The 25313-nt window shown below is 67.6% G+C and carries 20 protein-coding genes and 3 tRNA genes; 7 read left to right on the forward strand and 16 right to left on the reverse strand.

Translation table 11 applies throughout. The features are described 5' to 3' along the window. Window positions 1-382 precede the first annotated feature (382 nt). Both ABIA71_RS00230 and ABIA71_RS00235 read right to left on the reverse strand, forming a co-directional pair. Window positions 383-469 (reverse strand) — tRNA-Leu (locus ABIA71_RS00230). 186 nt (window positions 470-655) lie between these two features. Next, window positions 656-742: transfer RNA gene (locus ABIA71_RS00235), tRNA-Leu, on the reverse strand. 154 nt (window positions 743-896) lie between these two features. Here ABIA71_RS00235 and ABIA71_RS00240 point away from each other — a divergent pair. Further along, window positions 897-1583, forward strand: a complete 687-nt coding sequence (locus ABIA71_RS00240; protein ID WP_354282206.1) for a glutathione S-transferase family protein — start codon at window positions 897-899, stop codon at window positions 1581-1583. Window positions 1584-1658: 75 nt separating this feature from the next. Here ABIA71_RS00240 and ABIA71_RS00245 read toward each other — a convergent pair. After that, window positions 1659-1745, reverse strand: a tRNA-Leu gene (locus ABIA71_RS00245). 128 nt (window positions 1746-1873) lie between these two features. Here ABIA71_RS00245 and rnr point away from each other — a divergent pair. The 3 genes from rnr to rlmB all read left to right on the forward strand — a co-directional run bounded on the left by rnr (window position 1874) and on the right by rlmB (window position 5809). Further along, window positions 1874-4342 carry a ribonuclease R gene (rnr, locus tag ABIA71_RS00250; RefSeq protein WP_354282208.1) on the forward strand — a complete coding sequence of 823 codons (2469 nt, stop codon included), beginning with the start codon at window positions 1874-1876 and terminating at the stop codon, window positions 4340-4342. Window positions 4343-4498: 156 nt separating this feature from the next. Then, complete coding sequence (locus tag ABIA71_RS00255) at window positions 4499-4957, forward strand: GFA family protein (protein WP_354282210.1); 459 nt, start codon at window positions 4499-4501, stop codon at window positions 4955-4957. 105 nt (window positions 4958-5062) lie between these two features. Further along, the gene (gene rlmB, locus ABIA71_RS00260; RefSeq protein WP_038689409.1) at window positions 5063-5809 is read left to right on the forward strand and encodes a 23S rRNA (guanosine(2251)-2'-O)-methyltransferase RlmB; all 747 of its coding nucleotides are present in this window, start codon (window positions 5063-5065) and stop codon (window positions 5807-5809) included. A 237-nt stretch (window positions 5810-6046) separates the two neighbouring features. Here rlmB and ABIA71_RS00265 read toward each other — a convergent pair whose 3' ends face one another. From ABIA71_RS00265 to ABIA71_RS00275, 3 genes are read right to left on the reverse strand one after another with little or no spacing between them, the layout of a single operon-like run. After that, window positions 6047-7480, reverse strand: coding sequence for a TolC family protein (locus ABIA71_RS00265; protein ID WP_354282212.1), 1434 nt, complete (start codon window positions 7478-7480; stop codon window positions 6047-6049). Next, the gene (locus ABIA71_RS00270) at window positions 7477-9447 is read right to left on the reverse strand and encodes a MacB family efflux pump subunit (protein WP_128096814.1); all 1971 of its coding nucleotides are present in this window, start codon (window positions 9445-9447) and stop codon (window positions 7477-7479) included. The genes ABIA71_RS00265 and ABIA71_RS00270 overlap by 4 nt, the downstream gene beginning before the upstream one ends. Further along, window positions 9444-10685, reverse strand: coding sequence for an efflux RND transporter periplasmic adaptor subunit (locus ABIA71_RS00275; RefSeq protein WP_354282214.1), 1242 nt, complete (start codon window positions 10683-10685; stop codon window positions 9444-9446). The genes ABIA71_RS00270 and ABIA71_RS00275 overlap by 4 nt, the downstream gene beginning before the upstream one ends. A 201-nt stretch (window positions 10686-10886) precedes the next feature. Here ABIA71_RS00275 and ABIA71_RS00280 point away from each other — a divergent pair, with 201 nt between their 5' ends. The 3 genes from ABIA71_RS00280 to ABIA71_RS00290 all read left to right on the forward strand — a co-directional run bounded on the left by ABIA71_RS00280 (window position 10887) and on the right by ABIA71_RS00290 (window position 16186). Further along, complete coding sequence (locus ABIA71_RS00280) at window positions 10887-11615, forward strand: response regulator (RefSeq protein ID WP_137189022.1); 729 nt, start codon at window positions 10887-10889, stop codon at window positions 11613-11615. Next, window positions 11612-13015 carry an ATP-binding protein gene (locus tag ABIA71_RS00285; protein WP_354282216.1) on the forward strand — a complete coding sequence of 468 codons (1404 nt, stop codon included), beginning with the start codon at window positions 11612-11614 and terminating at the stop codon, window positions 13013-13015. Before ABIA71_RS00280 ends, ABIA71_RS00285 begins: the two co-directional genes overlap by 4 nt. Window positions 13016-13162: 147 nt before the next feature. Then, window positions 13163-16186, forward strand: a complete 3024-nt coding sequence (locus tag ABIA71_RS00290) for a two-component regulator propeller domain-containing protein (protein ID WP_354282218.1) — start codon at window positions 13163-13165, stop codon at window positions 16184-16186. 143 nt (window positions 16187-16329) lie between these two features. On the opposite strand, the gene rnt is transcribed toward ABIA71_RS00290, so the two are convergent. The 10 genes from rnt to pstS all read right to left on the reverse strand — a co-directional run bounded on the left by rnt (window position 16330) and on the right by pstS (window position 24818). Then, on the reverse strand, window positions 16330-16980 hold the full coding sequence (gene rnt, locus ABIA71_RS00295; protein ID WP_392732672.1) for a ribonuclease T: 651 nt from the start codon (window positions 16978-16980) through the stop codon (window positions 16330-16332). Between the two features lie 39 nt (window positions 16981-17019). Then, on the reverse strand, window positions 17020-17529 hold the full coding sequence (locus ABIA71_RS00300) for an HvfX family Cu-binding RiPP maturation protein (protein WP_354282220.1): 510 nt from the start codon (window positions 17527-17529) through the stop codon (window positions 17020-17022). A 22-nt stretch (window positions 17530-17551) separates the two neighbouring features. Next, a complete protein-coding gene (locus ABIA71_RS00305; protein WP_354282222.1) occupies window positions 17552-18307 on the reverse strand; it encodes an HvfC family RiPP maturation protein in 756 nt (251 codons plus the stop codon). After that, entirely contained in the window at window positions 18300-19172 is an 873-nt protein-coding gene (locus ABIA71_RS00310; RefSeq protein ID WP_354282224.1) for an HvfB family MNIO-type RiPP peptide maturase, read from the reverse strand. Before ABIA71_RS00310 ends, ABIA71_RS00305 begins: the two co-directional genes overlap by 8 nt. Next, entirely contained in the window at window positions 19159-19524 is a 366-nt protein-coding gene (locus tag ABIA71_RS00315) for an HvfA family oxazolone/thioamide-modified RiPP metallophore (protein ID WP_354282226.1), read from the reverse strand. The genes ABIA71_RS00310 and ABIA71_RS00315 overlap by 14 nt, the downstream gene beginning before the upstream one ends. Window positions 19525-20160: 636 nt before the next feature. Then, window positions 20161-20868, reverse strand: a complete 708-nt coding sequence (phoU, locus tag ABIA71_RS00320; protein WP_038689389.1) for a phosphate signaling complex protein PhoU — start codon at window positions 20866-20868, stop codon at window positions 20161-20163. Between the two features lie 31 nt (window positions 20869-20899). Continuing rightward, window positions 20900-21730, reverse strand: a complete 831-nt coding sequence (gene pstB, locus ABIA71_RS00325; protein WP_354282228.1) for a phosphate ABC transporter ATP-binding protein PstB — start codon at window positions 21728-21730, stop codon at window positions 20900-20902. A gap of 19 nt (window positions 21731-21749) precedes the next feature. Beyond that, window positions 21750-22625: a phosphate ABC transporter permease PstA gene (gene pstA / locus ABIA71_RS00330; RefSeq protein ID WP_128095442.1), complete on the reverse strand. Its 876-nt coding sequence runs from the start codon at window positions 22623-22625 to the stop codon at window positions 21750-21752. After that, window positions 22625-23593: a phosphate ABC transporter permease subunit PstC gene (gene pstC / locus ABIA71_RS00335; RefSeq protein ID WP_128095443.1), complete on the reverse strand. Its 969-nt coding sequence runs from the start codon at window positions 23591-23593 to the stop codon at window positions 22625-22627. The genes pstA and pstC overlap by 1 nt, the downstream gene beginning before the upstream one ends. A gap of 133 nt (window positions 23594-23726) precedes the next feature. Next, complete coding sequence (pstS, locus tag ABIA71_RS00340; RefSeq protein ID WP_354282231.1) at window positions 23727-24818, reverse strand: phosphate ABC transporter substrate-binding protein PstS; 1092 nt, start codon at window positions 24816-24818, stop codon at window positions 23727-23729. Between the last annotated feature and the right edge of the window lie 495 nt (window positions 24819-25313).

The following is a 25313-nucleotide window of genomic DNA, read 5'->3' on the forward strand; positions in this document are numbered from 1 at the left end:
CAGCAGGCAGCAAGTAGCAAGTAGCAAGTAATAAGTAGCGAGGCAGCAAGGCAGCCGACCAACGGTCGGCTCTACCGCGTTGGGTCTTCTACGTTGGCCACCGGGGCACTATCTGGGGTGGGGGTGTGTGGGTTCGCGGGACCGTTGGGCGCCATGGATGGCGCTCACGAGCCTCCACGGATGGATTCACGACGTGTCCCGCGAACCCACACACCCCCGCCCAATCCGCAGCAGTCGCAGAACCAACGCTCTGGCTCCAGCTCTGGCTCTGGCTCCAGCTCTGGCTCCAGCTCTGGCTTTCGCTTCTAAAAAGAAAGAAACCCCCCCCAAACCCCAGACATGAAAAAACCCGCTTGCGCGGGTTTGATCATTGTCTGAGTCGTGGTGCCCAGGAGAGGACTCGAACCTCCACGAAGTTGCCCCCGCTAGCACCTGAAGCTAGTGCGTCTACCAATTCCGCCACCTGGGCGACTCAGGAGGAGAATTCTGCGGGAGAACCACGAATGTGTCAACAGCATGTCGCGGAAAATTTCGATCATCGCGCGCTGCCGGATCGTCGCGCTGCACATCGGGCAATCGTGCATGCCACACCCACACTATCGAACCGCAGAAACGAAAAAACCCGCTTGCGCGGGTTTGATCATGTACTGAGTCGTGGTGCCCAGGAGAGGACTCGAACCTCCACGAAGTTGCCCCCGCTAGCACCTGAAGCTAGTGCGTCTACCAATTCCGCCACCTGGGCGACTCAGGAGGCGAATTATGCGGATGCATCGCAGGGCTGTCAATGCATTCCGGCGCCGCAAACGCGCAGGGTGCGTTGGCCACTGGCGCGGCGCGGCTTGACCCGGGTGGTGGACCCTGAAAATACTCGGCCCACCCGGCAGCAAGGCGTTCCCATGGAAACCCCGATCCTGCATTTCCATCCGCTGTCCTCGTGCTGCCAGAAAGTGCTGATCGCCGCCGACGTGCTCGGCGTCACCTTGGACGCCCGGCTGTTGAACCTCGGCGACCCGGTCGAGCGCGCAGCGTTCCGGGCGCTGTGGCCGCTGGGCAAGATGCCGCTGCTGGTCGAGCAGGGCACGCCCATCGGTGAGACCAGCATCATCATCGAGCACCTCCAGCTCCATCATGCCGCCGCAGGTACGTGGCTGATTCCGCCGGATCCGGCGCAGGCGCTGGCAGTACGGTTCTGGGATCGGTTCTGCGACTTCTACGTCATGACCCCGATGCAGGCGCTGACCGCTGCGCTGCTGCAGCCGGACGGGCAGGGCGATGCACAGGCCACGGCAGCGGCGCGGGCCACCCTGCTCAACAGCCATGCACTGCTGGATCGCCAGCTCGCGGGGCGCCGCTGGCTGACCGGCGAGGCGTTCACCCTGGCCGACTGCGCTGCGGCACCGGCGCTGTTCTATGCGGTGGCTTACGTGCCAGTGCCGGAGGCGCACGTGGCACTGTCTGCCTATGTGGAACGGCTGATGGCGCACGTGGCGGTGGCTGCGGTGATCGACGCGGCCCGGCCCTGGTTTAAGTACTTCCCGGGACGGGCAGGGTTGGCCCGCCGCTACTACGATCCCGAGGCCTGATCGGGCCTGGTTGCAATGCGCCGACGCCAGAAACGAAAAAACCCGCTTGCGCGGGTTTGATCATTTTCTGAGTCATGGTGCCCAGGAGAGGACTCGAACCTCCACGAAGTTGCCCCCGCTAGCACCTGAAGCTAGTGCGTCTACCAATTCCGCCACCTGGGCGACTCAGGAGGCGAATTGTGAAGATGCTGCCGGAGCTTGTCAACGGTTTTGCGAAAATTCTTCACAAACCTGCATATGCCGCGCCCATGACCGGTTCTGCACACTGTCAGCGGTTACCATGGAGGCCAATGAAACCAAAGAAACCGACCCAGGGCGCGAAAGCCCCCAAGTCCCCGGCGCCCAAGCAGGCTGCCGGTCCGTCGGGCAAGCCCCGCGCTGCCGCCAAGAAGGCCGGCAAGCTGCCACCGTGGATGCCCGAATCAATGAACACCCCAGCGCCGCCGCGCGGTGGCAAGCGGTCCGGCCCCAAGCCGGATGCCGGCGGGCCGATCCCGACCCGTCGCCGCCCGCACCCGACTGCTGCCGACATGAACGTGATCGACCCCCATGCCGCGCGTGAGGCCGAGCGCTATGCGCAGCCCATCGCCAGCCGCGAAGCCATCCTGCAGCTGCTGGACCGCTGCGACGGCCCGCAGACCGCCGAGGAAATCGGCATCCACCTCGGCCTGACCGAACCCGACCGCGCCGACGCGCTGGGCAAGCGCCTGGGCGCGATGGTGCGTGATGGCCAGCTGGTGCAGAACCGCCGCGGCGGTTTCGCCCCGGTGCAGGCCACCAACCTCATCACCGGCGTGGTCATCGCCAACCCGGAAGGCTTCGGCTTCCTGCGTCCGGTGGAGGGCGGGGACGACCTGTTCCTGCCGCCGTATGAAATGCGCAAGGTCATGCACGGCGACCGCGTGCTGGCCAACGTGACCGGCATCGATCGCCGCGGCCGCCGCGAGGGCAGCATCGCCCGCGTGCTCGAGCGCGGCATGACCCGGCTGATCGGCCGCTTCAGCGTCGAGTTCGGTATCAACTACGTGGTGCCCGACGACAAGCGGGTGCAGCGCAACGTGCAGATTCCGCCGGACCAGACCGGCGACGCCCGCGACGGCCAGCTGGTGGTCTGCGAGCTGACCCAGGCCCCGGATACCCGCCGCCCGCCGATCGGCCGCATCATCGCGGTGCTCGGCGACAAGCTGACCGCCTCGCTGATCGTGGAAACCGCCATCCACGGCCATGAACTGCCGTTCGAGTTCCCGCAGGAGGTGCTCAACGAGGCCGCCTCGGTGCCGCTGGTGGTCGAGCCGGCCATGCTGGGCAACCGCGTGGACCTGCGCAGCACGCCGCTGGTGACCATCGACGGTGAGGATGCCAAGGACTTCGATGACGCGGTGTTCTGCGAACCGAATGCCGAAGGCTTCCGCCTGGTGGTGGCCATCGCCGACGTGTCCAACTACGTCCGCCCCGGCACGCCGTTGGATGACGAAGCGCAGAAGCGCGCCACCTCGGTCTATTTCCCGGGTTTCGTGGTGCCGATGCTGCCCGAGACGCTGTCCAACGGCATCTGCTCGCTGATGCCCAAGGTCGACCGCATGTGCTTCGTCTGCGACATGCAGGTGAACCGCGACGGTGAGGTGATCCATTCGCGCTTCTACGAAGCGGTGATGAATTCGCACGCCCGCCTGACCTACAACCAGGTCTGGCAGGCGGTCGGTGAAAACGACCCGGCAGTGCGCAAGGAAATCGCTGCGGTGCTGCCGCAGGTCGAGCGCCTGCACCAGCTGTACAAGGTGCTGGCCAAGGCCCGTACCAAGCGCGGCGCGATCGAGTTCGAATCGTCTGAAGTGCGCTTCGTGCTCGACAACACCGGCGAAGTGACCCAGGCCGGCATGCTGGTGCGCAACGATGCACACAAGCTGATCGAAGAATGCATGATCGCCGCCAACGTGCAGGCCGCGCGCTACCTGCTGCACAAGCAGGTGCCGGCGCCGTTCCGCGACCATGCCAAGCCGCCGGAAGCCAAGTTCGAGGACCTGCTGGAGTTCCTGAAGGAATTCAAGCTGAGCCTGCCGCCGTGGTCGAAAGTGCAGCCGGGCGATTACACCAAGCTGCTGAAGAAGGTGCGCGAGCGCCCGGATGCGGCGCTGCTGGAATCGGTGCTGCTGCGCAGCCAGAGCCTGGCGGTGTATTCGCCGGACAACCAGGGCCACTTCGGTCTGTCGCTGGATGCGTACGCGCACTTCACCTCGCCGATCCGCCGCTATCCCGACCTGCTGGTGCACCGTGCGATCAAGCATGCGCTCAGCGGCGCACCGGCCGAGAAGTACACCTACTCGCCGCGTGAGATGGCCGCGCTGGCGCTGCAGTGCTCCGAACGCGAGCGCCGGGCCGACGAGGCCGAGCGCGAAGTGGACGAACGCTACCGCGCCGCGTGGATGGAAAAGCACGTGGGTGGCCAGTTCGACGGTGTGATCAGCGGCGTGACCAGTTTCGGCCTGTTCGTGGAACTGGACGAATCCAAGGTCAACGGCCTGGTCCACGTGACCCAGCTGCCGCACGACTACTACCAGTTCGATGCCACCCGCAAGACGCTCAGCGGCGAACGCCGTGGCAAGGCCTACCGGCTGGGCGACCGCGTGCGGATCCTGGTGCTCAAGGCCAGCATGGAAGAGCGCAAGATCGACTTCCGCTTGGTCGAGGAGCAGGGCGACGAGGTGGACGAACTGCCGCCGCGTGGCCAGCCAGCCAAGCGCAAGAAGCAGAAGTACTGAAAGACCGGCGTACCGGCCACCGGCCGGTACGCCAGGGCGCGGACACCGGCCGCCCTGCGGCACCCGCGCTACCCCGGCCACCCGGTAGGTGCCGGTGCCGACCATTGGTTGGCACGCGTCCACCGGCACCATGCCTACCCCGATCGGAGCGCACCCATGCCCGTCCTCCCCGAATACAGTGGCGGCTGCCAGTGCGGCGCCATCCGCTTCCACGTTCGCGGCGAACTCACCGACAGTTCGATCTGCCATTGCCGGATGTGCCAGAAGGCCTTCGGCGCTTACTACGCACCGCTGGTGTCGGTGCGCACCGTCGAATTCACCTGGACCCGGGGCGAGCCGCGCCGGTTTGCCTCGTCCAATCTGGTCCAGCGGGGTTTCTGCCCCGACTGCGGCACGCCGCTGACCTACGAAGCGCCGGACGGCATGGCCGTTGCTGCCGGGGCCTTTGACGATCCTGCGCGCCTGCCGCCGACCGTGCAATACGGCACCGAGGCCAAGCTGCCGTTCGTGGATACGTTGGGGTCGCTGCGCGTGATCCGCGACCAGGATGACCCCGAGATGGCCCTGCTGCAGGGCCTGGTCAGCCACCAGCACCCCGACCACGACACCCCCTGACGGCGCCGCGCCGCAGGGTCGGGGCTCCGGCGTGAACGCCCGGCGGGGCAGGCGGGGCCTTGATGCTCTACCATTACCACCCCCTGTACCGGTCGTGCCCCCGCAATGAGCAAGCAAAGCCAGTGGATCGTCGGCGTCAACGCTGTCGCCTCTTCGATCGAGAACGATGCCGAGAACGTCCGCGAGGTGCTGATCGAAGCCAGCGCGAAGAATCCGCGGCTGGTGGAAATCGAAGAGAACGCGCGCCGCAAGGGCATCGACGTGCGCAAGGTCAACACCCAGGCGCTGGATGGCGTGGGCGGTTCGGTGCGCCACCAGGGCGTGGCGGCGCGCTACCAGGCGGCCCGTACCTACGGTGAGAACGAACTGGAAGGCCTGGTCGAGGCCGCCGAGGGCAAGGCCCTGCTGCTGATCCTCGACGAGGTGCAGGACCCGCACAACCTGGGCGCCTGCCTGCGCAGCGCGGCGGCTGCCGGTGCCACTGCGGTGATCATTCCCAAGGACAAGTCGGCCACGGTCAACGCCACCGTGCGCAAGACCTCGGCCGGTGCGGCCGACCGCATCCCGGTGGTGGCGGTGACCAACCTGTCGCGCTGCCTGAAGGACCTGCAGAAGCTGGGCGTGTGGATCTATGGCCTGGCCGGTGAAGCCACTGCCTCGCTGTACTCGATCGATTTGAAGGGCAACGTGGCGCTGGTGCTGGGCGGCGAAGCCGACGGCCTGCGTCGTCTGACCCGCGAAAACTGCGATGGCCTGGTCAAGATCCCGATGCCGGGCGACATCGAAAGCCTGAACGTGTCGGTGGCCACCGGCGTGAGCCTGTTCGAGGCTGTGCGCCAGCGCGGCCTGTAATCCGCCCCCGCGAGGGGGTAGAGCCGACCGTTGGTCGGCTGCTCTACGCGGGGTACGAAAGCCGACCAACGGTCGGCTCTACCGGGGTGGGTCGAAAGCCGACCAACGGTCGGCTCTACCGGGTGGGTCGAAAGCCGACCAACGGTCGGCTCTACCGGGTGGGTTGGCAGCCGGCCAACGGTCGGCTCTACCGGGGTGGGTTGGTAGCCGACCAACGGTCGGCTCTACCTCCGGATGTCAGCCTGCGCTGCCGCCCAATGCCTTGAACAAGGTTACGTCGTTGATCAACTGTCGCTGCCTTACCGAGGCCAGCGACAGCTCCGCATCGCGTCGGGTCTGCTGCGCTTCGAGCCAGGTGCGCAGGTCGGTGGCGCCTACCCGGTAGCGCACTTCGTACATCTTCTCGATCGCAACCGCTTCGTCGTAGGACGCCTGCGAGGCGGCCACCTGCGTGGCGAACTGCGTGCGGGCCGACAGGGCGTTGTCCACCTCCGACAGCGCGGTGTACAGCGTGCGGCGGAAGCCGTTGGCGGCGATCTGGTAGTCGGTACCGGCCAGGCGGGTGTTCAACTGGGCCTGGCGCACATTGAGGAACGGCAGCGACAGCCCGGCACCGAGCGTGGCCACCGGGTTCTTCAGCACGTCCGACAGGGAGGTGGCGCCGGTGCCGACGCTGCCGGTGAGGCTGAGCGCGGGGTAGTACTGGGTGGCGGTCACCTTGATGGTCTTCAGGCTGTTGCGCAGGCGCAGTTCGGCCGCGCGCAGGTCCGGGCGTCGGCCGAGCAGATCGGCCGGCAGGCCTTCGGCGACCACCGGGCTGCCCACACGCGCCAACTGCTGCGGCTCCTCGGACAGCGCCAGCGGCTGGCCGTCCAGCAGCACGGTCAGCGCATTGCGCGCGGCGACACGCTGCTGCTCCAGCGCACTCTGCGCGGCGCGTTGGGCCTCCAGGCTCTGGGCTGCCTGGCGTACTTCCAGGCGCGACACCGCCCCGGCGTCGAAGCGGGCCTGGACCAACTCGCGGGTGCGCTGCAGGCGGTCCAGGTTGGCCTGGCCGGCGGCAATGGACTGGTTGAGGAACGCCAGCGTCCAGTACTGCGTGGCCACGTCGCTGATCACCAGCAGGGCGGTATTCTGCAGGTCTTCCTGGCTGGCCTGGGCTTCCCACTGGGCGATGTCACGCTGGGTGCGCAGGCGCCCCCACAGGTCGATCTCCCATTGCAGGGATACGCCGGCCGAGCTGCCGCGGTTCCAGTCCGCGCTTTGGTCGATCGGGCGGTTGCCGCTGCTGCTGACACTGCCCGACGGCTGCGGCCACAGCGCGTTGTCGGCCAGCCCGGCCTGCAGGCGCGCACGCTGCACCGCCAGCCCGGCCGAGACCAGGTCGGTGTTGGCGGCCAGGGCGCGGTCGATCACGCGGTCCAGGCCCGGGTCACCAAACTGGGTCCACCAGGCATCGCTGCGCACATCCGAGGTCGCCGCATGCGGCTGTTCGGTGACAGCTTGAGTGGGGGTGTTCAAACGGGCATCGCCACGGCCGTAACTGGCCGGCACCGCCGGTGCATCGACCTGGTAGCGGCCGGTGCTGACACACGCCGACAGCGACACGGTGGCGGCGCAGGCCAGCGCCAGCGGACGCAGGCGGGCAAGCAGGAAAGTAGGGGTCTTCATTCGCGCGCCAGCGCCTCCACGGGATCAAGTTGGGCGGCATTGCGCGCCGGAAGGAAGCCGAACGCCACGCCGATCAGGCTGGAGCAGGCGAACGCGGCCACGATGGATGCGGTCGAGAACAGCATCTGGAAGTCCGGGGCGAACTTGCCGAACAGCCAGCCGACCACCAGCGACAGGCCGACGCCGAGCAGGCCGCCCAGCAGGCAGACCAGCACCGCCTCGATCAGGAACTGCTGGCGGATGTCGCTCTGTCGCGCGCCGACGGCCATGCGCACGCCGATCTCGCGGGTCCGCTCGGTCACCGACACCAGCATGATGTTCATCACCCCGATGCCGCCCACCAGCAGCGCGATCGCGGCGATGGCGCTGATCAGCAGCGTCATCGTGCGGGTGGTCTGCTCGATGGTCTGGCGGATCTCGGCGCTGTTGCTCAGGAAGAAGTCCTCGGTGCCATGCCGCATGATCAGCAGCTTGGAAATCGCCGACTGCGCGGCATCCATCGGAGTGGCGTCATCCACGCGCACGGTGATGCTGGAAACATGGCTCTGGCCCAGCATGCGCGACATCACCGTGGTGTAGGGCACCCACACGCTCAGGCTGGTGCTGCCACCGAAGCCGAAACTCTGCCGCTGCGCCACGCCGACCACGCGTACCGGCACGTTGCCCAGCAGGATCACCTGGCCCACCGGGTCTTCGCCGTTGGGGAAGAACTGGGTGCGGGTGTTCTCATCGATGATCGCCACCTGGGCCAGGCTGCGCACCGCATCGGTGTCGAAGAAGCTGCCGGCGATCAGGGTGACGCCCTTGACCCGGAAGAACTGCTCGCCCACGCCGTTGACCTGCGCGGTGGCCGACTGGTTGCGGTAGCGCGCGGTCACCGAAGAGGACACGCTGGGCGTGGCACTGTCGATGTAGCTCTGCCGGCCCAGCGCGTCGGCGTCACTGGCCTTGAGTGTCTGCACCCGCGCCGAGCGCATGTCGCCGAAACCGCGCCCGGGATACACATCGATCGTGTTGGTGCCCAGTGCGCTGATGTTCTGCAGGATCTGCTGCTGCGAGCCATTGCCCATCGCCACCACCGAGACCACCGAGGCGATGCCGATGATGATGCCGAGCATGGTCAGGAAGGTGCGCAGGCGGTGCGCGTTCATCGCCAGCAGCGCCATCCGGAACGCTTCGGTGAAGCGATCACGCGCGGCGCGCCAGCTGTGGCCCTTGCCGGCGGCCACGGTCGGCTGGCGCTGCGCGCGGTAGCTCGGTGCCTTGTCGTTGATACGGTCGGCGATGATTTCGCCGTCGCGGATCTCGATGATGCGCTGGGCATGCTCGGCCACGCTCATGTCGTGGGTGACGATGATGATGGTGTGGCCTTCGGCATGCAGCTCGCCGAGGATGCCCATCACTTCCTCGCCGGATTTGGTGTCCAGTGCGCCGGTCGGCTCATCGGCCAGGATCACCTCGCCGCCGTTCATCAGCGCACGCGCGATCGACACGCGTTGCTGCTGGCCGCCGGAGAGCTGGCCGGGCTTGTGGTTCATGCGGTCGCCCAGCCCGAGCCGCTGCAGCAGTTGTTCGGCGCGCGCGGTGCGCACCGGGCCGGGGCTGCCGGCATACACCGCCGGCACGGCCACGTTGCCGCGCGCGTCCAGGTCGCCCAGCAGGTGGTAGCGCTGGAAGATGAAACCGAAATGCTCGCGGCGCAGCTCGGCCAGTTCGTCGGGCAGCATGCTGCCGGTTTCACGGCCGGCCACCTGGTAGCTGCCACGGGTCGGGCGGTCCAGGCAGCCGAGGATGTTCATCAGCGTGGACTTGCCCGACCCGGACTGGCCGACGATGGCGACGATCTCGCCGGCGGCGATGTCCAGGTTGACGTCACGCAGCACCGCGATGGTTTCATCGCCCGCCGGAAACTCCCGGCGCAGGTCACGCAGCCGCAGCAGCGGCGTGCCGGTGGATGCCGGGGTCATCGACGCGGTCCGCCCATGCCCGGGCCACCGATCCGCATCTGCGCACCGCCGCGGCCGCCACTGCCGCTGCCGCCGGTGGCAGCGCCACCTTCACCCACCACCACCTTCTCGCCTTCCTTCAGCCCGGACAGCACTTCGGCCGTGGCGCCGTTGTTGATGCCGATCTTGACCTTGCGCGGCGTGGGCATGCCGTCGGCATCGGCCACGCGCACCATGTACTGGCCATCGCGGGTCTTCGGGCCCAGGGCCACGGCCGGAATGGTTAGCACGCCCTTGGCCTGCTTGAGCATCACCGACACCTGCGCGGTCATGTCGATGCGCAGCGTGCCGTCGGGGTTTTCCACGTCGAACAGCGCGTTGTAGTACACCGCGCTGCTGGCGCTGGAACTGGACGAGCTGGAGCTGGACGCACTGTCGTTGGCGATCGACGACGGTGCCGGGTTCACCTGGCGCAGGGTGGCGTGGTACTTGCGGTCCGGCTCGCCCAGCGTGGTGAAGTACACCGGCATGCCGGCCTTGATTTTCACCACGTCCGCCTCGGACACCTCGGCGTTGACCGTGACCAGGTCCAGCCGCGCCAGCATCACGATGGTCGGCGCGGTCTGGTTGGCGTTGACGGTGCGGCCTTCCTCGGCCACCACCGCGACCACGGTGCCGTCCATGGGTGCGGTGATGCGGGTATAGGCCAGGTTGGCGCGGGCGGTGCCCAGTTCGGTTTCGCGGCCCTTGATCTGTGCGTCGTAGGACTGGATCTGGGCACGGGCGGTTTTCAGCTTCGCGTCGGCGGCGTCGTATTCGGCGCGCGAGGTGGCCTCGGCGGCCAGCATCTGCTGCTGGCGGGCGAATTCCAGTTCTGCTTCCCGCAGGCTGGCCTGCTGCACCGAGCGCTGGGCCTTGACCTGGTCCAGCGTGGCCTGCGCGTTGAGCACCTGGTTCTGCTGGGTGGTCGCGTCGATCTCGGCGATCAGGTCGCCCTGCTTGACGCTGTCGCCCAGCTGCACCTTCAGCGACTTGATCTGGCCCGAGGCCTGCGCACCCACGCTGACCAGCTTGTAGGCGTCGATCACCCCGGTGGCTTCCACGGTCTGTTCGATGTCCCCGCGGCTGACCGGCGTGGTGGCCAGGGCCGGTGCGGCCGGCTTGCGCAGGGACCATGCGACAATCGCACCCAGCACGGCAATCACGATGATCAACAGCAGCACACGGCCGCGACGGGTGGTGGGCAGGCGGGGCTTCACGATGATCGTCTACTCGGCAGGCCGGTGTGCGGCGTTGTCAGCATTGTGAAGACCGCTTGTCGAACGCTCAACACTCGCCGTGTGTCGCGGCGTAACCAGACCGGGGCCGGTGTGTGTCGTTGTGTGTCCGTGGCGGCCTTTGAAACACGTGTACGTAAACCACTGGATGCGGTTCAGCTCCCGACAGGGGATCATGGCTGCATGGAGACTCCCAACCCAATGCATCGACTGCTGATCGTCGACGACGACAACGACATCCGCCAGCTGCTGGCCGAACAACTGGGCCGTGCCGGCTATCAGGTGAGCACGGCCGGCGACGGCCATGGCATGCGCCAGGTTCTCGAACGCGAGCACGTGGACCTGATCGTGCTCGACCTCAACCTGCCGCGCGAAGACGGGCTTACCTTGTGCCGCGACCTGCGCGCGCGCTCCAACACGCCGGTGATCATGCTCACCGCGCGCAGCGAGCCGATCGACCGTGTGCTGGGTCTGGAGATGGGCGCCGACGATTACCTGGGCAAGCCGTTCGAACCGCGCGAGCTGCTGGCGCGCATCCGCAACGTGCTGCGCCGCACCGAAGCGCTGCCGGCCAACCTGGAACCGCTGGCCATTCGCCGCGCCCGGTTCTCGCACTGGATCTTCGATCTGGAGCATCGCCACCTGCTCGATCCCGATGGCCGTGTGGTGGTGCTGTCCGGGGCGGAGTTCCGGCTGCTGCGGGTGTTTGTCGGGCATGCCAACAAGGTGTTGTCGCGTGAGCAGCTGGTGGCACTCAGCAGTGGCCGCAGCTACGAGTCGCAGGACCGCGCGATCGACCTGCAGGTGAGCCGGCTGCGCAACAAGCTCGCCGACGACGGCGGCAGCGACGGATTGATCAAGACCGTGCGCAACGAAGGGTATGTGCTGGCCACGGCAGTGACCCTGGAATGAATCGCCTGCGCCGGTTCTTCGCCTCGATGGTGGGGCGCCTGTTCGTGATCCTGCTGCTGGGCATGAGCGTGGCCGCGATCGGCGCGACGATGCTGGCTAGTTCAAAGCGCCAGCAGGAGTTCGAGCGGCAGAACCTCAACCGCATTGCCGACCGGCTGCAAGGCTACGTCAACCTGCTCGATGGCAACCCCGAACTGCGTGAGCGCCTGCTCGACAGCGGTGGCCCCAGCGTGCGGCGGCTGCCGCCCGGTGCCCGGGTAGGGCGCCCGGACGCGGCCCTGATGGAAGTGCTGGACGATCGCCCCGGGCCGGTGTCGAGCAGCCAGGTGGCCTTCACCTCGTTCCGTTCCTGCCTGCCCACGCTGCCCGAGCTGCCGCACCCGAAGAAGCCGCGCACCGGCCCGCCGCGTGAGCGCGACCCGGCCTTCATTCCGCCTCGCTGCCGCATGGTGTCGCTGCGCCTGAGCGACGGCACGCCGCTGCAGCTGGCGCTGGATTCGCCGGCGGTGGCGCACAACGGCATCCTGGCCGTGGACCCGCTGTTCCTGACCCTGCTGGTGCTGGCCATCGCGGTGCTGGCCTATATCGTGGCGCGCATGGCCAGCGCGCCGCTGCAACGCCTGGCCGCGGCCGCCGCTGCACTGGGCGATGACCTGCAGGGCGCGCCGATGCCCGTGACCGGGCCGCTGGAAGTGCGTCGTGCCGCCGAAGCGTTCAATGCCATGCAGAAGCGCCTGCAGCGCCACCTTGGCGAACGCACCCAGATGCTGGCCGCCATCACCCACGACCTGCAGACCCCGGTCACCCGGCTGCGCCTGCGGCTGGAGAACGTCGCCGATGAAGCGCTGCGCGAGCGCCTGGTAGGCGACCTGGCCGCCATGCAGGCGCTGATCCGCGAAGGCCTGGAACTGGCGCGCAGTGCCGAGAGCGCCGAGCAACGCGCGGCACTGGACCTGGACTCGCTGCTGGAGAGCATCGTCGAGGATGCGGTGGAAGCCGGCGCCGACGTGCGTTTCGACAAGCCCAGCGGCGCGGTGCTGATGCTGCGCCCGCTGGCCATGCACCGGCTGTTCTCCAACCTGGTGGACAACGCGGTGACCTATGGCCAGTCGGCCCGGGTCAGCGTGGAGCAGGACGCCGAGCGGGTGATCGTGCGGATCCGCGACAGTGGGCCCGGCCTGGACGGGGACGAACTGGAGGCGGTGTTCGACCCGTTCGTGCGGCTGGAGACCTCGCGCTCGCGTGAAACCGGCGGCGCCGGCCTGGGCCTGACCATTGCCCGCGCGCTGGCCGAGAAGGACGGCGCGCGGCTGGTGCTGCGCAACCATCCGCAGGGCGGGCTGGAGGCGGTGGTGGAGTGGCCGGCGAGCCTGCGCGCAGGGGGCAGCCGCGGGGGCTGAGCGGTCTCGACACAAAGTGCTGCGGTTTTGCCTACTATGGGCAACCCCACCGCTTTCTCCCGCATGAGCGCGCCTTTGCCTGTCGGTTGCCATCCCGGTGCATCGCCGCCCGTCCCGCTGTTTCGTTCCCCTGGCCGGTCCTGACGGATGAGCCAAGGGGGGCGTGGTAGCCGGTGGCGGCCGGTACAACTGAACGTTATTCGGCGCCTGGGCGCAGCCTTGCTGTGGGTGTGCCTGTGCGGGGCGTTGTCGTGGCCGCTGGCGGCCCAGGACGGCCCACCGCCGCTGCGCGACTACGCCATCGACGTGTGGACCTCGCGCAACGGCCTGCCGCACAACTCGTTGCGCGACATTGCCCAGACCCCCGAAGGCCACCTGTGGTTCGCCACCTGGGAAGGGCTGGTGCGCTACAACGGCCTGGATTTCACTGTATTCGATCGCAGCACCCGGCCGGGCCTGCGCGACAACGGCGTGGGCGCGCTGCTGGTCGACCGCAGCGGTGGGCTGTGGATCAGTGATTCACGCGGCAACGTGACCCGGCGCGGCAGCGACGGGCGTTGGCAGGTCTACGAGCACCAGCCCGGTACCCCGCAGGTGCTGATCCAGGCCATGCAGATGGACAGCCATGGCCGCCTGTGGCTGCTCTACGAAGGGCAGGGCATCGGCAGCCTCGCGCCGGACGGCCGCATTGAGTACCAGAAGCCGCCCGCCGATGTGCCGATGGCGATGAGCTTCACCAAACTGGTCGTGGACGCGCAGGATCGGGTCTGGGTGGGCACCCTGGACGGACTGGTGGTGCGCGACACCGACGGCGTGCTGCGCCGTGCACCGGACAGCTTCGGGCTGGGGCACGGGCTGGTGTGGCCCTACCGCGGGCCGGACGGGGTGATGTGGATCGTGGCCGGCGAACGCATCTACCGCATGCAGGACGGCGTGCCGCAGCTGCAGCACCGCCTGCCCGGGGTGATGCACATCACCGCGATGCTGCAGGACCGCCATGGCGACCTGTGGCTGGGCACCGAGAACCAGGGCCTGCTGCGGCTGTCGCGGCATGGGCTGGAGCGCCTGCCCACCGGTCTGTCGCTGCCCGGCGGGCGCGTGGTGAGCCTGCGAGAGGATGCCGAAGGCAGCATCTGGGTGGGGGCCAATGGCGGCCTGTACCGGCTGCGCGAAACCTTGTTCAGCAGCTTCACCGAGCGCGACGGGCTCAGTGGCGACTACATCCGCACGGTGCTGGAGGACCAGCAGCGGCAGCTGTGGGTCGGCAGCGCCAGCGGCCTGGACCGGCGCGATGCGCAGGGGCGGTTCTCGCCGGTGGCGCTGCGCAACAGCGGCGGCAAGACGCCCTCGGTGCTCAGCCTGGCCCAGGGCCACGCGCACGACCTGTGGGTCGGCACCTTCGGCGACGGGGTGTTCCGGCTGGATGCCCAGGGCCGCACCCTGCGCAACTACGGCACCGCCGACGGCCTGCCCGGGGGCAACATCCGCGCCATCAGCGTGGACCGCGCCGGCGTGGTCTGGGCCGGCACCCAGAAGGGCGTGGTGCGCATCGATGACCACGGCGTCGAAGTACCGCGCGTGCCGGGCATGCCCGGCGGCCTGATCACCGCCCTGGCCCACGATGCCGACGGTGCGTTGTGGATCGGCACCATCGAGGGCATCCGCGTGCTGCGCGGCAACCGCGTGCAGAGCATCGACCTGGCCCCGCTGGGCGGCGGTCGCAGCGTGTTCGGCTTCCAGCAGGTGGGCGATGCGATGTGGGTCAGCAGCGACCGCGGCCTGTACCGGTGGAAGGACGGCCACCTGGCACGGGTCGGGCTGGAGCAGGGCATGCCGGTGGATACCGTGTTCCAGCTGGTCCCCGACCGCATCGGCAACGTCTGGATCAGCAGCAACCGCGGCGTGCTGCGCACCGACATGGCGATGCTCAACGACGTCGCCGATGGCCGCACCGCGCGGGTCGAGGTGGAGCACTACAACGAGATCGACGGCATGGCCAATTCGCAGGCCAACGGCAGTTCCGGCCCGTCGGCCATCCTGCGCCAGGACGGCACGTTCTGGGTGGTGACCGCGGGCGGCCTGAGCATGGTCGACCCGCTGCGCCTGCAGCGCTTCCGCGAGCGCCTGGCACCGCCGGCGGTGATTGAAAGCGTGCAGGTCGATGGCAAGCCGCTGCACTGGCAGGGCGCCAACCACAACAGCATTCCCGGTGGACGCCGGCTCAGCGTGAGCTATGTCGGCCTGAGCTACCTGATGTCCGAGCGGATCCGTTACCGCACCCGGCTGACCGGCCTGGACAAGGGGTGGATCGAGCGCGGCCAGCAGCGCAGCGTGGAGTTCATCGGCCTGCCGCCGGGGGATTACACCCTGCACGTGTCCGCCGCGCACCCCGGTGGCAGCTGGAGCGACAGCGAGGCGGTGTGGGAGTTCACCGTTGAACCGTTCCTGTGGCAGCGCCGCAGCGTACAGGTGGTGGCCGCGCTGCTGCTGTTGGGCGGTCTGATCGCGCTGTACCTGTACCTGATCCACCGCTACAAGGCCAGCAACGTGCGCCTGGCGCAGAAGGTGGACGAAGCCACCCGCGACCTGCAGGCGCAGACGGTGAACCTGCAGGCGTTGAACCAGGAAAAGACCGAACTGGCCGACCGGTTGGCGGTGCAGGCCGAGCAGTTCGGCCGCCAGGCACGCGAAGATGCCTTGACCGGGTTGCCGAACCGGCGCGCCTTCGATGAAGCACTGGCGCGCGACTTCGCCCGCTCCCAGCGCAGCGGCCACCCGCTGTGCCTGGTGGTGCTGGACATCGACCACTTCAAGGAAGTCAACGACCAGCACAGTCACAGCGTGGGCGACGTGGTGCTGGTGGAAGTGGCGCGCGTGATCGCCTCGGCCTGCCGCGATTCGGACATGCCCGCGCGTACCGGCGGCGAAGAGTTCACGCTGCTGCTCAACGACACCCGCCTGGCCGAAGCGGCGCAGGTATGCGCGCGCCTGCGCGGGCTGTTCCATGACCACCCGGACTGGGCCGGCGTGCCGGGCCTGAAGGTGACTTTCAGCGCGGGCCTGGTGGAACTGGACGCCGCCGACCGCACCCCGATGCTGCTGTACCAACGCGCCGACCGCGCGCTGTACCGGGCCAAAAGCGAAGGCCGCGACCGCACCGCCATCGGGTAGAGCCGACCGTTGGTCGGCTGCCGTTCGCGACACCGCACGCACGCCACACCGCGTGCAGCCGACCAACGGTCGGCGCTACCTTCGGGAGGTGTGTCGTGTGTGGAAACGCAGCCGACCAACGGTCGGCTCTGCGGTGCTCGGGGTTACCGCGGCCAGGCGTTGGCGATGGTGCAGAACAGCTTGGCGGTCTGCTCGGTGTCGTACACCGCGCTGTGTGCCTCGTCGGCGTCCCACCCCAGTCCCGCGGCGGCGGCGGCGCGGGCGAGGACGGTCTGGCCGTACGCGATGCCGGCCATGGTGACGGTGTCGAACACACTGAAAGGATGGAACGGGTTGCGCTTGTGGCCCACCCGGTTCACTGCGGCATTGACGAAGCCCAGGTCGAAGTGCGCGTTGTGCCCGACCAGGATCGCGCGCTGGCAGCCGTACTTCTTCACCGCCGCACGCACCGGCGCGAAGATATGGTCCAGCGCGTCCTTCTCGGACTTGGCCAGGCGGAACGGGTGGTCGAGGATGATGCCGGTGATTTCCAGCGACTTCGGGTCGATCTCCAGGCCCTCGGCCGGGATCACGTGGGCGCTGGCGGTCTGGCCGGGGTACAGCAGCCCGTTTTCATCCATCTCGATCGGCACGGCGGCGATTTCGAGCAGCGCATTGCGGTTGCAGTCGAAGCCGCCGGTTTCCACGTCGATCACTACCGGCAGGAAGCCGCGGAAGCGCTGGGACATGGCCAGGTTCACTGCCGGGGCAGCAGGCGCCGGAGCGGCGGTGGGGGGCAAGGCGGCATCTGTCATGCGGGGATTCTAGCAGAGGGGGGCTGTACGCCCCCGCGCTCAGGCCAGTGCAGGCGTGCGTGCCAGGCAGCGCTGCAGCAGCCGGTCCAGGCTCAACGGGCCGGCCCCCTGCAGGGCCAGCGGTAGCAGCATGGCCATGAACAGCACGGGCAGCTTGAAGTTGCCAAAGCCCTGGTCGGTAATGGCATAGCCCATCGCCAGCTCGCCCAGCCCGTCCCAGTGCATGGGCCAATGCACGGCGGCGGTGGCCACCACGGTCAGCACCAGCAGGCCGCTGGCGGCCATGCGCGTGCCCAGGCCGACCAGCAGGCAGGCCGCGCCCACCAGCTCGAACCACGTGGCCAGCTGCCAGTTGATGCTGGCCGGCACCTGGTCGAAGGGAAACGGGAACGCCTGCTGCAGGTCGCCGAACCAGTTGCTGCCGTGCAGTTTCTCGCGGCCGGATTCGAAGTACTCCCAAGCCATCAGCAGGCGCAGACCCAGCGGGGCAATCCACGGGCCGAGCGGGTCCAGCCGGCCGCGCAGGGCGGCCAGGTACGGTGTCTTCATCGATGACGTCCTTTGTGGGGAATCAGGAAGCGGGAGGGGCCGGCCCGATCACGCCGCTGCCGAGGAACTGGTGCAGCAACGCCGCGCCGGGGGGGAGCAGCGTATCGGCGGCCAGGCCGTGGGCCAGGGCAAGCTGTTGCAGGTGCCACGTACCGGTATGGCCGGGCTGCTGACCGATCTGCTCCAGCACCTGCGCGGCCATCGGGCTGATGGTCGCAAACCGGACCTGCCCATCCGGGTCACGCCGCACCAGCAGCCCGGTGGGGGCGTCGCCGGGCGCGAGGGGAGCATCGTCGCTGCCCAGCCGGTGCACCGCCCAGTGGTACAGCAGCGGCCACGCCAGCGGCGAACGCTGCAATGGGGCGTGCATCGGGTCCAGCCCGGGCGTGGCCGGCAGCGGTTGGGCATCCAGTTGGTACAGCGCGGTTTCCACCCACTCGTAGTGGGCCAGTTCGGACAGCGCGGGGTGCGGCAGCGTCGGCTGGGCCTGCAGCCACTGCACGAACTCGGCGGCCAGTTCGGTGAACAACGGGGTCTGCGCGCGATGTCCGGCCACGAAGCGGCGCACCAGCACGGTCCATTCGGGGTCGCCAAGCAGCTGCACGCAGACCGGAAAACCGGTGCCCAGCAGGCCCAGAATGGTGTTGAACACCAGCCGCCGGTAGACCGCCAGCCGCCGTGCATCCAGGCCGGCGGGCGAGGCAACGCGGGCCGGGTCGCGCAGGTGGGTGGTGAATGCCCGCTGCTGGGCGTGCAGGCGGGCCGGGGCGTCAGTCACGGTCGGCTCCGGCGTGTGCGGCCATCAGCTGGCGGATGGTGCGCAGTTCGTCGCGCAGTTCGGGGTAGGGCGGGAAGTTGAAGTCGCGTTCGAGCAGGGTGGGGCGTGCACCGATGCGCGCGTAGGTGCGGGCCAGCAGGTCCCAGACCGGGTCGATCACGGCGCTGCCGTGGGTGTCGATCTTCAGGTCCTCGGCTTCGTCCAGGTGGCCGGCCACGTGCAGGCAGACGATGCGCTGGGCGGGCAGTCCGGCGATGAACGCGTCGGCGTCATAGCCGTGGTTGCAGGCATTGACGTAGACGTTGTTGACGTCGAGCAGCAGGTCGCAATCGGCTTCGGCGAGCACGGCGTTGGTGAAGGCCAGTTCGTCCATGGCCGGTTCGGGGGCCAGGTAGTAGGAGACGTTTTCCACCGCGATGCGCCGGCCCAGAAGATCCTGTACGCGGGCGATGCGTGCGGCGGTGTGGCGCACGGCTTCCTCGGTGAAGGGGATGGGCAGCAGGTCGTAGAGGTGGCCATCGTCGCTGCAGTAGCTGAGGTGTTCGCTGTACAGCGGTACCCGGTGCTGGTCGAGGAAGCGGCCGACCTGTTCAAGCAGGTGGGTATCCAGTGGCGCGGTGCTGCCCAGCGACAGGGACAGGCCGTGGCAGCTCAGCGGGTAGCGTTGGGCGAGGTCGGCCAGGGCGTCGCCGGCAGGACCGCCCACGCCGATCCAGTTTTCCGGCGCGCATTCGAGGAAGTCGAGGTCGCCGGCCGGGGCATCGCGCAGGGTCTGCAGCAGTGCGCGGCGCAGGCCCAGTCCGGTCGCTGCCGCAGGCAGCGGCGACCGGTGACTGCCCGGGGCGATGGGGTCAGTGCTTGGCACCGCACTTGCCTTCGCCGCACTTGCCTTCGGCGGCCTTCTTGTCGCCGGCAGTCTTGGTCTTGGCGTCGGTGCCCTTGCCCTTGTCGGCGCCGCACTTGCCTTCGCCACACTTGCCTTCGGCGGCCTTGGTACCGGTTGCGGTGGCGGTCTTGGTGCCGGTCTTGTCGCCATGGGCGCCACACTTGCCTTCACCGCATTTGCCTTCGGCGGTCTTGGTGGCAGCCTGTCCGGCAACGAGGTAGCCCTGGGCCAGGTCGGTCATGCTCAACGCAGACGCCGAGGCGGTGGCGCCGAGGCCGGCGGCGAGTGCGGTGGCGGCCAGCAGGGACAGCGAACGGGTAGGGTTGCTCATCAGGTGGTGCTCCTTGGTATGGGCCGGGGCCCGGGATGGCTGCGTGGGGGCAGCAGGTGCGGCCATGGTGGGCCGGCCCGGCTCAACGAATCCTCACACAGGATTCAATGTTTCGTGAAGTGTGGGGGGTGTGTTTTTTTTAGAAGCAAGAATCTGGAGCAACAGCAACAGCAACAGCCGCTGGTGCGAGCTGGGTTGGCTTGGCGGGTACGGGTGGGTTGGCGGGACACGCCGCAAGTACGTCCGTGTAGGCTCGTGAGCGCCATCCATGGCGCCCAACGGTCCCGCCAACCCACCCGTACCCACCTTGTGACAGTAGGCCGGTGCGCAATGAAAAAGCAGCGGCTTTCCCCGCTTGCCATGCTCCGCAGTGCGCCGCCTCTTCTGTGGCTGCCAGCCAAGTGTCTAGGGTGGGGGTGTGTGGGTTCGCGGGACCGTTGGGCGCCATGGATGGCGCCCACGAGCCTCCAGGGATGGATTTACGGCGTGTCCCGCGAACCCACACGCCCCCGCCCAGCTCGGTATAGCCAGGAGACTGCAGCGGTTGAGCTCCATCTTTGGCGGTCACGGAAGCCCGAAACGAAAAAAGCCGCCACCCGAAGGCAGCGGCTTTTTGCTTTTCTGCAGCCAGGTCGATCAGACGTGATCGGTGCTGCTGGTTTCGTCGCGCTTTTCGCGGGGCGGGAGTACCTGCTCGCCGTGTACCAGGAACCACACGTTCTCGGCGATGTTGGTGGCGTGGTCGCCCACCCGTTCCAGGTTCTTGGCCATGAACAACAGATGCGTGCACGGGGTGATGTTGCGGGGGTCTTCCATCATGTACGTCAGCAGCTCGCGGAACAGCGCGGTGTACTGCGCGTCGAGCCGTGCATCGTCGTCGCGCAGTGCCAGCGCGGCGGCTGCGTCGTTGTCGCGGTAGGCCTCGATTGCGCGGCGTACCTGCTGTGCGGCCAGCCGGCCCAGTGAGCGCAGGCCCTGGATCTGCGGCAGCGGCGGCACCTTGCTCAGCGCGATCGAACGCTTGGCCACGTTCGCGGCGTAATCGCCGATGCGCTCGATATCGGCGGGGATGCGCAGGCCCGCCAGGATCTCGCGCAGGTCGCGTGCCATCGGCCCGCGCAGGGCAAGACGCATCACGTCGTGGCTGATCTGCTGCTCCAGCCCGTCAATCGCCTCGTCGTTGGCGATGATGCGCTGGGCCGCGTTCTCGTCGCGCTTCTCGATCACGTCCATCGACGCCTCGAGCTGGGCGACCGCCATCTCGCCCATGCGCACGATCTCGGCCACCAGCCGCTGCTGCTCTTCGTCGTAGCTCTTGACGATATGGTCGTTGGGAATGCTCATGCGGGTGTAATCCAAAGGTTCGTGGCCGGGATCAGCCGAAACGGCCGGTGATGTAGTCTTCGGTCTGCTGCTTGTTGGGCTGCGAGAAGATCACTTCGGTGCGGTTGTGTTCGATCAGGTCGCCCAGGTACATGAAGGCGGTGTAGTCCGACACGCGCGCGGCCTGCTGCATGTTGTGGGTCACGATCACGATCGTGTAATCGTGCTTGAGTTCTTCCACCAGCTGCTCGATGCGGCTGGTGGAAATCGGGTCCAGCGCCGAGGTCGGCTCGTCCAGCAGCAGCACGTCCGGGCGCAGGGCCACCGCACGGGCAATGCACAGACGCTGCTGCTGGCCACCGGACAGGCCCAGCGCGCTCTGGTTGAGCTTGTCCTTCACCTCGTCCCACAGCGCGCCCTGGCGCAGCGCCTGCTCGACGCGCACCGCCATGTCGGCCTTGGACAGCTTCTCGTGGTGGCGGATGCCGTAGGCCACGTTCTCGAAGATCGTCATCGGGAACGGCACCGGCTTCTGGAACACCATGCCCACCTTGCTGCGCAGGCGGTTCATCGGGTACTTCGGCGACAGGATGTTCTCGCCGTCCAGCAGCACCTCACCGCGCGCTTCCATCTTGGGGTACAGCGCGTAGATGCGGTTGAAGATGCGCAGCAGCGTGGACTTGCCGCAGCCGGACGGACCGATCAGGGCGGTGACGCGCTTTTCGGGGATCTCCAGCTCGATGTTCTTCAGCGCATGGAACTTGTCGTAGTAGAAATCCAGCCCACGCGCGGCCAGCTTGATCGGCGCCGGGGTCTGCAGGTTTTCATGCGAGGCCGGGACCACGATGCGCTGCATCGGCACGGCGTTGGAAAGATCGTTCATGGCGATATCCGCGGAAAGGTCAGTCATGGGAGATACGGTTGCGCAGCAGGATGCCGCGCGCGGAGAGGCTGACCAGCAGCACGAACACGGTCAGCACCAGCGCGCCGGCCCAGGCCAGCACCTGCCAGGATTCATACGGGCTGCCGGCGAACTGGTTCATCACCACCGGGACCGAGGCCATCGGCTGGAACACGTTGCTGTTCCAGTACTGGTTGCCGAAGGCGGTGAACAGCAGCGGCGCGGTTTCACCGGAGATGCGGGCCAGTGCCAGCAGGATGCCGGTGATGATGCCGGCGGCGGCACTGCGGTACAGCACCTGCACGGTCACCTTCCACTGCGGGATGCCCAGCGACAGGGCGGCTTCGCGCATCTGCGACGGCACCAGGCGCAGCATTTCATCGGTGGTGCGCACCACTACCGGCAGCACGATGAAGGCCAGCGACAGCGCACCGGCGAAGGCCGAGAACTGCCCGCCGGTCTGCATCACGTACAGCGTGTAGACGAACAGGCCGAGCACGATGGACGGCGCCGAAAGCAGGATGTCGTTGACGAAGCGGACCACCGTGCCGGCCTTGCGGAAGTTGCCGTACTCGGCCAGCCAGGTGCCGGCCAGCACACCCAGCGGGGTGCCGATGGCAATGGCCAGGCCGCACATCACCGCGCTGCCGAAGAACGCATTGGCCAGGCCGCCTTCCTGCATCGGCGGTGGCGTCATCTTGGTGAACAGATCCAGGTTGATCCCGGCCAGGCCCTTGGAGGCCAGCGTCCACAGGATCCAGCCAAGGAAGAACAGGCCGAAAAGCGCGGTCAGGCAGGACATCAGCAGCGCGACCACGTTGACGATGCGGCGGCGCAGGTACAGGGGCTGGGAAGAGTGCGTAGCGACGGTGGACATCAGTTGCCCTCCTTGCGGGACAGACGCATCAGCATCAGGCGGGCGATTGCCAGCACCACGAAGGTGACGATGAAGAGCACGAAGCCGAGCAGCAGCAGCGCCGAGCGGTAGGTTTCGGTGGCTTCACCGAAGTCGTTGGCGATCAGTGCGGCAATGGTGGTGCCCGGTTCCAGCAGCGACGGCGACAGGCGCACGCTGTTGCCGATCACGAAGGCCACCGCCATGGTTTCGCCGAGCGCGCGGCCCAGGCCCAGGAAGATGCCGCCGATCACCGCCGAGCGGGTGTAGGGCAGCACGATGTCCCAGCTGACTTCCCACTTGGTGGACCCCAGCGCATAGGCCGATTCCTTCAGGCGGGTCGGCACGGTGAGGAACACTTCGCGCATCACCGAGGAAATGAAGGGGATGACCATGATGGCCAGCACGAAGCCGGCGGTAAGCACGCCGATGCCCAGCGGCGGGCCCTGGAACAACGGGCCGATGATCGGCATCGTGCCCAGGTGGTCGTTGAGGAACGGAGTGACGTACTCGGTCATCACCGGGACCAGCACGAACAGGCCCCACATGCCGTAGATGATCGAGGGGATGCCGGCCAGCAGTTCGATGGCGGTGCCGACCGGGCCACGCAGCCAGCGCGGCGCCACTTCGGTGAGGAAGAAGGCGATGCCGAAGCTCACCGGCACGGCGATGACCATCGCGATCAGCGCGGTGACCAGGGTGCCGTAGATGGGCGCGAGCGCGCCGAATTTGTTTTCGACCGGATTCCATTCGGACGAATAGAAGAAGCTCAGGCCCTGCTCCTGCAGGGCATGGCGGCCGCCCCACAGCATCGAGAGCGCGGCGCAGGCCAGGGCCACCAGCACCAGGATGACGGTGGCGATCAGGACCCAACGGAACAGTTTGTCGTTGCGGGCGTCGCGCAGGTCGCGGATGGACGGTGCGGGAACAGGCTGGGCAATGGCATTCATGGGAAAAGGCGGGGGCCGTAAGAAGAGGGGTAGTGCCGGGCCATGCCCGGCAACACAGGTGCAGCGTGGTGCTGCCGGGCAGTGCCTGGCACTACGACCGCTCAGGCCCGCGACGCGCGCGGGCCTGGCTGTTTCACTTGAACTCGGCCGTCCAGTAGGCCTCGATCTGGGTTACCAGCTCGGCCGGCAGCGGCACGTAATGCAGTTCGTTGGCCTGCTTCTGGCCGTTCTCGAAGGCCCACTTGAAGAACGCCAGGGTTTCCTTGCTGCGCTTGGCATCCTTGGGCTGCTTGTGCATCAGCATGAAGTTGGTGGCGGTGATCGGCCACGCCTGGTCACCCGGGGCGTTGGTGATGACCAGGTTGAAGTCCTTGGCGCTGGCCCAGTCGGCGCTGGCAGCGGCCGCGGCGAAGGTTTCGGCGCTCGGCTGCACCCAGTTGCCGGCGGCGTTCTGCATCGAGGCATACGGCATGCCGTTCTGCAGGGCGTAGGCCAGTTCGACGTAGCCGATGGAACCCTTGATCTGCTTCACGTACGAGGCCACGCCTTCGTTGCCCTTGCCGCCCACGCCATCGGGCCACTGCACCGAGGTGCCTTCGCCGACCTTGCTCTTCCAGTCCGGGCTGACCTTGGACAGGTAGTTGGAGAAGTTGAAGGTGGTGCCCGAGCCGTCGGAGCGGTGGACCAGGGTGATCTTGCCGTCGGGCAGCTTGACGCCCGGGTTGGCGGCAACGATGGCCGGGTCGTTCCAGGTCTTGACCTTGCCCAGGAAGATGTCGGCCAGCAGCGCGCCGCTGAGGCGCAGCTTGCCGGCTTCGAGGCCGTCGATGTTGACCACCGGCACCACGCCGCCGATCGCCGACGGGAACTGGCCGAGACCGGCCTGGGCCAGTTCTTCGCTGCTCAGCGGCTTGTCGGAGGAACCGAAGTCGACGGTACGGGCCTTGATCTGCGCGATGCCACCGCCGGAACCGATCGACTGGTAGTTGATCTTGGCGCCGGTGGCGGTGTTGTAGTCGGCCGACCACTTGGACACCAGCGGGAAGATGAAGGACGCGCCGGCACCGGAAATTTCAGCGGTCAGGCGATCACCGGCCGCAGGCGCAGCGGCGGGAGCGTCGGCAGCCGGCGCGGCGGCCTGGCCTTCGGCGCCCGGCTTGCAGGCGGAAAGACCCAGCGCGATGGCCAGGGAAAGGGCGGTCAAGCCAGCCGTGTGCAGTTTCATCGGTCACTCCGTAGCGGGATAGGGGCCGGTCTTTCCGGCGACGCTGCTATGAAATGATGTTTTTGTTACAGCCGTATGACGGTGTGACCGGGTGCACGTGGAGGCCTTGTGGGGCTTGGGTTTTGGTCGAATTCTCAAGGGGAGAGCGTGAAGCCTGGCGGGCAACCTGCGCCTGGGCTGGGCGGGGAGGAGTGGGTTCGCGGGACACGCCGTGAACCCATCCATGGGGGCTCGTGTACGGCATCCATGCCGTACACGGTCCCGCGAACCCACTCCTCCCCGCCCCTGACAGTTGGCCGGAGGCCGTGGATAGGCCAAAGGCAAGACCCTCAACGTCAGACATCCATCCCGGCATCCAGATTTCAGACGTCAGAACAGAACAACTCAGATCCAACCGCATTGCCGCTTCATTGCGCAGGCGCTTTTGCTGAAGGGCCAGGAAACTGTCGGGGGCTGGTGGGGGTGGGCAGCCGGGGCCCTCCATCGCATGGATGC

It is taken from the genome of Stenotrophomonas sp. 2619 (genome assembly GCF_040548725.1).
Lineage (GTDB): Bacteria > Pseudomonadota > Gammaproteobacteria > Xanthomonadales > Xanthomonadaceae > Stenotrophomonas > Stenotrophomonas maltophilia_AP.

Coding starts and splice junctions, on each gene's coding strand:
- ABIA71_RS00240 (WP_354282206.1), top strand. CDS start 897: ATGGAAACCCCGATCCTGCATTTCCATCCGCTGTCCTCGTGCTGCCAG.
- rnr (WP_354282208.1), top strand. CDS start 1,874: ATGAAACCAAAGAAACCGACCCAGGGCGCGAAAGCCCCCAAGTCCCCG.
- ABIA71_RS00255 (WP_354282210.1), top strand. CDS start 4,499: ATGCCCGTCCTCCCCGAATACAGTGGCGGCTGCCAGTGCGGCGCCATC.
- rlmB (WP_038689409.1), top strand. CDS start 5,063: ATGAGCAAGCAAAGCCAGTGGATCGTCGGCGTCAACGCTGTCGCCTCT.
- ABIA71_RS00265 (WP_354282212.1), bottom strand. CDS start 7,480: ATGAAGACCCCTACTTTCCTGCTTGCCCGCCTGCGTCCGCTGGCGCTG.
- ABIA71_RS00270 (WP_128096814.1), bottom strand. CDS start 9,447: ATGACCCCGGCATCCACCGGCACGCCGCTGCTGCGGCTGCGTGACCTG.
- ABIA71_RS00280 (WP_137189022.1), top strand. CDS start 10,887: ATGGAGACTCCCAACCCAATGCATCGACTGCTGATCGTCGACGACGAC.
- ABIA71_RS00285 (WP_354282216.1), top strand. CDS start 11,612: ATGAATCGCCTGCGCCGGTTCTTCGCCTCGATGGTGGGGCGCCTGTTC.
- ABIA71_RS00290 (WP_354282218.1), top strand. CDS start 13,163: ATGAGCCAAGGGGGGCGTGGTAGCCGGTGGCGGCCGGTACAACTGAAC.
- rnt (WP_392732672.1), bottom strand. CDS start 16,980: ATGACAGATGCCGCCTTGCCCCCCACCGCCGCTCCGGCGCCTGCTGCC.
- ABIA71_RS00300 (WP_354282220.1), bottom strand. CDS start 17,529: ATGAAGACACCGTACCTGGCCGCCCTGCGCGGCCGGCTGGACCCGCTC.
- ABIA71_RS00315 (WP_354282226.1), bottom strand. CDS start 19,524: ATGAGCAACCCTACCCGTTCGCTGTCCCTGCTGGCCGCCACCGCACTC.
- phoU (WP_038689389.1), bottom strand. CDS start 20,868: ATGAGCATTCCCAACGACCATATCGTCAAGAGCTACGACGAAGAGCAG.
- pstB (WP_354282228.1), bottom strand. CDS start 21,730: ATGAACGATCTTTCCAACGCCGTGCCGATGCAGCGCATCGTGGTCCCG.
- pstA (WP_128095442.1), bottom strand. CDS start 22,625: ATGTCCACCGTCGCTACGCACTCTTCCCAGCCCCTGTACCTGCGCCGC.
- pstC (WP_128095443.1), bottom strand. CDS start 23,593: ATGAATGCCATTGCCCAGCCTGTTCCCGCACCGTCCATCCGCGACCTG.
- pstS (WP_354282231.1), bottom strand. CDS start 24,818: ATGAAACTGCACACGGCTGGCTTGACCGCCCTTTCCCTGGCCATCGCG.